Below are 8,322 nucleotides of genomic sequence, written 5' to 3'. Positions count from 1 at the left end.
AAGAGAAACCAAACTTTTATATGTAAAAACCAACTAACAGCTTCTACGTTCTTGACACAAACTAACATAGCAGGGGCTTCACTTGTGAAGACCGCAGTTGATGGAACACGCCATGAAGCTTCCCCCCACTCTCCAAGCCACGGCTCTCTCGGCGGGAGAGCCCTACCTCCACATCCAAACAGCAATCGAAAGTCATCAGGTAGGGCCGCCTTGCCAAGGCGGCCGTTCGCCAACCACCCCACAAATGTAGCTGAACAATCAATCACACCAAACCTCCCAACCCACGGCTCTCTCGGCGAGAGAGCCCTACCTCCATCTCCAAACAGCAATCGAAAGTCATCAGGTAGGGCCGCCTTGCCAAGGCGGCCGTTCGCCAACCATCCCACAAATGTAGCTGAACAATCAATCACACCAAACCTCCCAACCCACGGCTCTCTCGGCGAAAGAGCCCTACCTCCATCTCCAAACAGCGATCGAAAGTCATCAGGTAGGGCCGCCTTGCCAAGGCGGCCGTTCGCCAACCATCCCACAAATGTAGCTGAACAATCAATCACAGCCAGACCTCCCAACCCACGGCTCTCTCGGCGGGAGAGCCCTACCTCCACATCCAAACAGCAATCGAAAGTCATCAGGTAGGGCCGCCTTGCCAAGGCGGCCGTTCACCAACCATCCCACAAATGTAGCTGGACAATCAATCACACCCAGACCTCCCAACCCACGGCTCTCTCGGCGAGAGAGCCCTACCTCCACATCCAAACAGCAATCGAAAGTCATCAGGTAGGGCCGCCTTGCCAAGGCGGCCGTTCGCCAACCATCCCACAAATGTAACTGAACAATCAATCACAGCCAGACCTCCCAACCCACGGCTCTCTCGGCGAGAGAGCCCTACCTATCGCCTCCTGCCAGCACACGCTTACGTGCCACAAACACCGTCGACCAGTCCATCTTGGCGGTCGCGCGCATTAAGACAGCCAGCGTCAACACGGCACCGATCGCGATGGTCAGCCCGCTCAAACCGTCGAAGAAGAAGCTGTAGCTAAACAATACCATGTAAGCGAACTGCGCAGGCAGCGCGATCCGTGTCAGCGCGCGACCACCAACGGCATGTAGATACCCACACACCAATAGCAACGAAACCGCAGCCGATAAAAAGAAGCACAGATGTATCGGCATCAGATCGACCGTGTAAGCGAAGAGTAGTTGAAATGCGAAACAGCCGGCTGCTAAAAAGAAGTAATTCATCGGGTGCAAATTAATCCCCGTCACCGCGCCGAAGATTAACAGGACCGCAAAAAAGAAAAGCAAGGAGAGCGGCGCAAAGAAACTGATACGGCTCGCAATCGGCCCGGGGTTTAAGACTTTGGGCATGTCCATACCGATCGACTGCGCGCCAATCACGTCGGGGTAGTCCCAGATCAAATCCCACCCGCCCGTGGCGACTTCCGAACGGTCGGTGGGCGATGCGGTTCCGCCGGGGAAATTGACCGATTCGAAATCGGTCTGCATGGCTAACTGGAAATTCTGCACGCGACTCGCTCCATTGAGATCATACTCCCAATGGTTTAGCCCACGCGCATGATAGCTCACCTGCAGGGGCACCGTGCTCTGCGGCGGAATCACCACCGCCTGGGTGATGGTGCCCTCGCGTAAGATGGGCTCGTCGACGCCTGCGCCCTCGAGCTCGAAGGTGAAATTGTTATAGCTCGCATCGGCGGAAGGCAGACTGAACGCCACATACACGGTTTGCGCGATCGGCGTCGGATTCGGGATTTCATAATTGGCAGCAAATTGCACCTGATAGGTGCGATACCAGAACAAGCCCTTGCGCTTTGGCTCATACTGCAGATCGACTTGCACCCGACTCATACTCGGGCTGACAGACGAACGGCCCGAAGCATTGGCAGGCGATTCATACCAAGCGATCGGATGCGCCTGCCGCAACTGCGGCCCCCAAGTCGCTTGCACTTCATACATCAATGAGCCGGAGCGATCCATCGAACGATGCGTCAGCGCCCCGCCTAGAATAAACCAGCCGACCGCGGTGCAGATGAAAATAAAACCCACCGCGAGGATGGAGCGAAATGTCAGTGTGTATTTGTGCATAATTTTGTAGTTGTTATTTGAGGTCATCTCTCGCAGAGACCTCACTGGTGAAGACCATCGTGCTTGCGTGCTTTGCTTCGGCGGACGTCACTAGTGAAGCCCCTACAAATAAAGCTTCAGCGCTCTAGGTCTCGGCGTGTATAATAGAGCGAAGCGATCGGTGCTTCGTCGTCATAGATCTGTTTACTCAGACGCACCGATCCGCCATGCGCATCTCCGGCGTCGATCACGACGTTCCCCTCCAGTGCGGTGGCCTGATATTCACTGGGCAACTGCAGCTGCCAGATCAAGCGGTGCACAAACAGGGGCGTGCGCGGCAGCTCCAGTGATACTCTGCCCTCAACGGGATTCATCTTTGGCCCTTTGCTGGTAAAGACATAGCCCACTGTGGTCTTGGAATGTGTCCCACTGCCTTTGGGCAAATTAAGGATCAGCCCGCCATCTTCCGCCAACAACGGATCCATCGAGCGACCGTTGATCGAACTAGACAGCAGTTTACCACCTGCCGGCAGCACGAAACGGTATTCCGCCGCGTCGGCGTGTTCGATCACAAGCTTGGCTCGGTGCAACAGACTTCCTTCGGCCACCAACTCGCTGACATACTCCGCCGTCTCCACCGTGGCCGAGGCGGTTTTCACCCGTGGCAGTGGCCGCGCAGATAGTTCTAAGGCCGCTGTATCCGAAAGCGTGAGATACCTCAGCTTCTCAATCCGCACGGACGCCCCCATCCAATCGGGCAAGCGCCCGAGCGGCATCCACGCCCCGGCAGTTGGCGTCACCTCGACCCCATCGAAGTCGGAAAGATAGCAAGCACTGTCGGTCTTCTTCGCGCCCTCCACCCTCACAAGCGGCACCGCGAATTGCTCCGCCACCAGATCGATCGGCACGGCATATTGAATCATCACTTCCCGTGTGGTCGCCTCGTCGTGTGGCCACTCCAAATGTAAGATCGGCCCCTGCGCTGTCATCTCAATCGAATCACGCACGCCACCACCACGGCCGAAGTCCGCCACAGAATTCACGCTGGCAGGACTCGCCAAGCTTACTTGTGCCCTGGACGTGAGGCCACCGTCAGTCGCATTCAGCCGCAAGTGACAGCTCACCTGCATCACGCCCCCCATATCACGAATCCAGTGCTTCGCCGAAGCTTGCCACTGCGTCGGCTGCATCGCCTCGGGCGCATACAACTTGACCTGCACAGACCCACCAGACGCCGGTAAACTGAATTTTGTCTTCTCACGATTCGCAGCAACTGCCCCCGTCACAATGATAGCCGCTGGATCCTCCGCATGCCGCAGCTCAAGAGTCGACTGTCCCGCCCCCACCGCCATAAAATCAGCCAGCAATTGACCGCGCTGCGAACGCTGCACTGGCGCAGCCTGCAGCCCCAGCGTCACAATGGACGCAGCTTTCGGCTCCAAGAGTAAACAACGGCCGCCATCCATCGGCACCAGTTTCGCATCCGGCGGATCCAGCGAGCGAATGCCCTCACTGTCCTTAACTAAAAAGACCGATTGCCAGGTATCCGAAAGGTTCACCACACTGAAACGAGCCTGCAAACTGACCGCAGCCAGATCCGTGCAATCGACCACATAATTCGCCGACTGCACCCACACGTCCACCGGCGGCTTGGGCGGCACGCGGTCGTCGCGGGCAGCTTGAGCCCGCTCCAGCAGGCCCCGCAATTCGGAATAGGGCAAGGTCACCGTCGCCTGCGAAATGTCGCCCGCAGCACCCAACGCGCTCAAACCGACACTGAATAAGAAGAAGCATAGAATTGTTTTCATCGTCCCCCATCCTAGAACCCTTCTTTGAAAACATTATGAACTCACTGTGAAATCGCGGGGGGAACAGACCATATAGCGCTAAGCACATTCTATTATATTGGAAACTAGACAGCCCCCTTGCTATTGAAAATCTCAGTTCACGATAGAACCGACTCGATCACCTTGAGTCTTTCCGCGATGGATCCCTTTAGCTGAATATAATGGTGTCCACGCTTATTCAATTCCCGGATATACCAATCGTGTTGGTAGCGGCGGAATGAGTCGTCTTTTCGAGTTCCATCCTGAACAAAATCAAAGTCAGGTTCACACAGAAAAATATGCTCATATTGACGGTTCGCTAAAACTTCCAACGCGTCATCGACCTCTCCAAACATTTCGTCGCTATAAAGAAGCGTCGTCAAAGGAGACGTATCGCAAAATAAATAACGATTCGCTGACATAGATGCCTGCTGCTCTTGCTCAATTTGAACCTGAGCAATTTTCAACATATCCGAGTATAGCAAGAGACCAGACTGCGCTTCCCACAGTGTCCGGCCATACTCAGCCACATACTCCGTACCAAACCTTTCGGCCGCTAGACGGGATAAAGTGCTTTTCCCCGTCGATTCGCCCCCCAAGAAGCATACCTTTTCCACAAAATCACAATAAACTTCGGAGCTCAAATAAGCGCGATGCTGATGAGGATTCGCACGTATCTGTGAACCAGAAATTGGTAACCGCCGCCGCGAAGGATCTAAACAGACACTTTCAACTTCAACTGGCGCACAATAATAAACACTGAATGCACCTGATAGATATCGGGCAAATCCTGCCCCATAATCCTCGCTACTAAAAACGACATCCACAGAGGTCTTAAAAATTTGCAGGCAAATATCAGCGCACAGTTTACGGTGCACTTCGGCAGCCGCTTCATTGCTAGGCAAGTAGTCCCACCCCACGGAACCGAGCATGCAGGAAACATTCTCGGCATCTATAACAATTGAATGAACATTCGGAAAACGAAGCTTGAGCCATCGCTCCCGATGAGCCCGCTCACATCCTGAAAACTCTGGGTTCGAGTATGAAATTAAGTATACACGCTCACACCGTTCCAATGCCGCTCGAATCAATGATTCATGCCCTAAATGTAGCGGCGAAAACTTCCCTACAACTAAGCCTCGAGCATATAGATAACTCATGCTTTCCTCATTTCCCGTTTCCACCGGAGCAATCCGAACACCGCATTGGCTAGAAAGGCCGCATACAGCACAGAGGTTACATACAATCCCCGTGATGCGAAGAGCGGCACGGCAATGATATCCACTAAAATCCAACACCACCAAGTTTCGATTCTACGCTGCATGAGTAACAATTGCCCCAACACACTAAAGGCCAAAACCGTAGAATCCAGAAATGGCGCATACGCATCCGTATAGACATGCAAAAGAAAGCCATAAGCAAGCGTCACTAGGACACCCGAGCCTGCCATGAGACTTAGCAAACGAGCTCCGCTTCGTTTTACTGGAGCCGGCGCCCCCTCATCCCCCTTAGTCCACTTGAGCCAACCAAAGAGACAAGTCATAATAAAAAATATTTGAAGAGTGGCATCCGCATACAATTGAGCACCAAAGAAAAGGATCCCAAACAAGACACACCCAATAACTCCAGTCCACCAAGTGTGGACGCTATTTCTCGCAGCCAGTACCACAGAGACCGCATTTATACCGTTCGCAATTACTTCAAATGCAGTCATTCTTAATAACAAACAGACCTAATCAGTGAATAACATTTTACGCATCCGAAATGGGATTAACCGCGTCAGACCGTGAAGCAAGACGATGATCAAAAAAATTAGATTACGCGCGAGCTGTAACAAGAAAAACGGAGAACGGGCGGCTCTCCCATCGTGGATGCATTGTATGTGAGCTTTAATAAACGATTTTCCCTTGGGCCAATCGTTTATGGGCTCGACCCATTCATCAGGAATGCCCGAACGACCCAACTGGGCACCGGCCAACGCTCCGAGGATCGCTGCTGTCAAAGCCTCCAACACCATCAAGGTATGCTCGGTATCATCGCTTAGCATACCTCTGCCACAAATAAAGCGATGCTTCCAGTTGTCATGCCAGCCCAACTTCTTAATCTCAGCCGGCGATATCCCTTCGGCGGGCAAGCCGAGCGAATCGCCCACCGCAGTGCCCCAGACTAAGCCGGAAATATCACCTTTGTTTCTCATATTTTGCGCGCATGGATCAGCCCTTCGACTAAAGATTCGATTAGATAGGACTTGGCAATTCGACCCATATCAATCAAGGGCTCAAAAGCGCCTCGCTCTTTAAACTCAACGGTCGTGCCAACCGCATCACCGCAAGCAAGGCCTAGCAGACAGCCGGAAAGTTTATCATTCAGTGTAATCATTTTAAATCGGGAATTTATTCATTTGTAAGTATTGATAACAAAGCGGCCAGGTGCGGCCGCAAAACGCAGGGGTTCCCGCCATTAAAGTACGTAAGCCCTCGATGGTGACAGGCACGACTTCAATTTCTTCAGAAGCTTCCGGCGCAGCTGGACCGCGATACTCCGCTTCCACAAATACAAATTGAAAGCACTCATCGGTCAGCCCCGCAGATGGAAATAGGGTCGGCGGACTCTTATCCAGAACCGCGGTGACCGCATAGCCAGTCTCTTCCAAAAGCTCACGCTCAGCTGTCGACTCACACCTTTCTCCTGGATCAACGAGGCCAGCTGGCAAGGCTATCATCGTTTGGTTGATCGGCATGCGATACTCACGAACAAGTAGCAATTTTGTCCCTTCCGGATGCTTCACGAACGGAACAATCACCACCGCATCGGGTGTTTTAATCGACTGCTCAATATCTCTGCGACGACTACAATAAACCCACTGCTTGGTGCGCCCCTTGATCTCGGCTTCAGCCTCCACCAATTTCAGCCATTTGGTATCACTCAAGATTGTATGTTTGATCGCTTTCATAAAGTTCCGTCCACGATTTCTACACCCGCGGTGCGCATTGCCTCGATAGCCTGATCAATATCGCCTGGGTGCACCCCAACCCCACGGCAGGCCTCAAGCAAAACCCGCGCCTTGAGTCCTGCTCGTAGAACGGCATCGATGGCAGTCGCCTTCACGCAGTAATCAGTGGCAATCCCAACGATATCGACGCACTCGATCCCGCGTGCTTTCAACAGTTCGGCCAATCCATTGGTCGCCCCTCGCTCATCGTAAAAACCGCTGTAGCTATCAACGTCCTGATCGAAGCCCTTGCGAATGACCGCATGCACATTAGTCTGATTCAAATCCGCATGCAACTCCGCACCAAAAGTGCCCGCCACACAATGGGCGGGCCAAGTCTCAAAAGATACATGATCGCCCAAATGCCAATCCTGCGTCGCCACGACAGTCGCATAGTCTCCGCCTCCAGCTAGCTTGTTAATAACCGGCAAAATGACATCTCCACCCGCGACGCCCAACGCGCCGCCCGGCAGAAAGTCATTGTTCAAATCGACAATTATCAGTGCTGTTTTCGCCTCCATAGGTTAAGTGTATAATTTACAATTATAACAACCGTCAATCATATTGTGTACATTTTACACTTAATAAAAAGCTCCAACACTTTCAAATGCATTTCTAATTCTTATATTATTTCATACCGCCTAAGCCCATAAGTAACCAAGGATCTTCTTCCGCATTTATAAGGACGACAAGAACAGGACACGCTCAAAACCCGAAGGAGAGCCCCTCCTCCTTGAGCTGCTTATAACGCGCTTCGTCGAAGCGATACAACTGGCTCGGTTTACCACGGGGACTGGGCACGGTGCGGGTCGGGATCAACAGGCCAGTCGACTTTAGCTTCTTCTGGAAATTCCGTCGATCCAATTCGGTGCCGAGGATGACATCGTAAATACGCTTCAATTCAGACAGACTGAACTCCTCAGCCAGCAAGCTCAGCCCGATAGGCTCATAGCTCAGCTTGGCTCTTAGCCGTTTGATCGCCATCTGAACTATTTGCTGGTGGTCGAAAGCCCAGCCGACTTCGGGCAGTTGATCGATATGAAACCATTGCGCCGTCCGAGAATCCTGCCCCCATGAAAGAGGCTCCTCACTCTCGGCGATCAGCGCAAAATAACTGATACTAAAGGCACGCTTTCGCGGGTCACGATCGGGCGCACCAAAGGTATAAAGCTGCTCCAAATACTCGACCTTCAAACCCATGTCTTCTTCGAGCTTCCGCAAGCAAGCAGACTCCGGCGTTTCTTTCTCTAAAATCGGCCCTCCAGGCAAACTCCAACAATTCTGGAACGGCTCAACCGCACGCATAATGAGCGGAATATACACCGCCTGGTTCATATAGGCAAAGATGACGCTATCCACGGATACAATAAACGAGGATAACTCTGTCGGTCTGGCTGCTTTTCTAGATGGTGGCATAGTCGC

The 8,322-nt window shown here is 52.8% G+C and carries 8 protein-coding genes and 1 pseudogene; all 9 read right to left on the bottom strand.

Annotated features, from left to right (window positions below):
• Nucleotides 1-885 precede the first annotated feature (885 nt).
• The 9 genes and pseudogenes from QEH59_RS15650 to QEH59_RS15610 all read right to left on the bottom strand — a co-directional run bounded on the left by QEH59_RS15650 (nucleotide 886) and on the right by QEH59_RS15610 (nucleotide 8,316).
• Nucleotides 886-2,103, bottom strand: coding sequence for an inner membrane CreD family protein (locus QEH59_RS15650; RefSeq protein ID WP_308986322.1), 1,218 nt, complete (start codon nucleotides 2,101-2,103; stop codon nucleotides 886-888).
• Nucleotides 2,104-2,219: 116 nt separating this feature from the next.
• Nucleotides 2,220-3,890: a hypothetical protein gene (locus QEH59_RS15645; protein ID WP_308986321.1), complete on the bottom strand. Its 1,671-nt coding sequence runs from the start codon at nucleotides 3,888-3,890 to the stop codon at nucleotides 2,220-2,222.
• A gap of 137 nt (nucleotides 3,891-4,027) precedes the next feature.
• On the bottom strand, nucleotides 4,028-5,068 hold the full coding sequence (locus QEH59_RS15640) for an AAA family ATPase (protein ID WP_308986320.1): 1,041 nt from the start codon (nucleotides 5,066-5,068) through the stop codon (nucleotides 4,028-4,030).
• Nucleotides 5,065-5,622 (bottom strand): nicotinamide riboside transporter PnuC, encoded by a 558-nt coding sequence (gene pnuC / locus QEH59_RS15635; protein ID WP_308950208.1) that lies wholly within the window; start codon nucleotides 5,620-5,622, stop codon nucleotides 5,065-5,067. The genes QEH59_RS15640 and pnuC overlap by 4 nt, the downstream gene beginning before the upstream one ends.
• Nucleotides 5,623-5,640: 18 nt before the next feature.
• On the bottom strand, nucleotides 5,641-6,105 hold the full coding sequence (locus QEH59_RS15630; RefSeq protein WP_308986319.1) for an ADP-ribosylglycohydrolase family protein: 465 nt from the start codon (nucleotides 6,103-6,105) through the stop codon (nucleotides 5,641-5,643).
• 65 nt (nucleotides 6,106-6,170) lie between these two features.
• Nucleotides 6,171-6,287, bottom strand: a pseudogene (locus QEH59_RS18900) (ADP-ribosylglycohydrolase family protein); the annotation flags it as partial.
• A gap of 1 nt (nucleotide 6,288) precedes the next feature.
• Complete coding sequence (locus tag QEH59_RS15620; RefSeq protein WP_308986317.1) at nucleotides 6,289-6,861, bottom strand: NUDIX domain-containing protein; 573 nt, start codon at nucleotides 6,859-6,861, stop codon at nucleotides 6,289-6,291.
• Entirely contained in the window at nucleotides 6,858-7,421 is a 564-nt protein-coding gene (locus QEH59_RS15615; RefSeq protein ID WP_308986316.1) for a nicotinamidase, read from the bottom strand. The genes QEH59_RS15620 and QEH59_RS15615 overlap by 4 nt, the downstream gene beginning before the upstream one ends.
• A gap of 184 nt (nucleotides 7,422-7,605) precedes the next feature.
• Complete coding sequence (locus tag QEH59_RS15610; RefSeq protein WP_308986315.1) at nucleotides 7,606-8,316, bottom strand: NUDIX hydrolase; 711 nt, start codon at nucleotides 8,314-8,316, stop codon at nucleotides 7,606-7,608.
• Nucleotides 8,317-8,322 lie beyond the last annotated feature (6 nt).

The organism is Thalassobacterium sedimentorum (assembly GCF_031127905.1).
Classification (GTDB): domain Bacteria; phylum Verrucomicrobiota; class Verrucomicrobiia; order Opitutales; family Coraliomargaritaceae; genus Thalassobacterium; species Thalassobacterium sedimentorum.
This window is presented reverse-complemented; position numbering and strand designations above follow the sequence as displayed.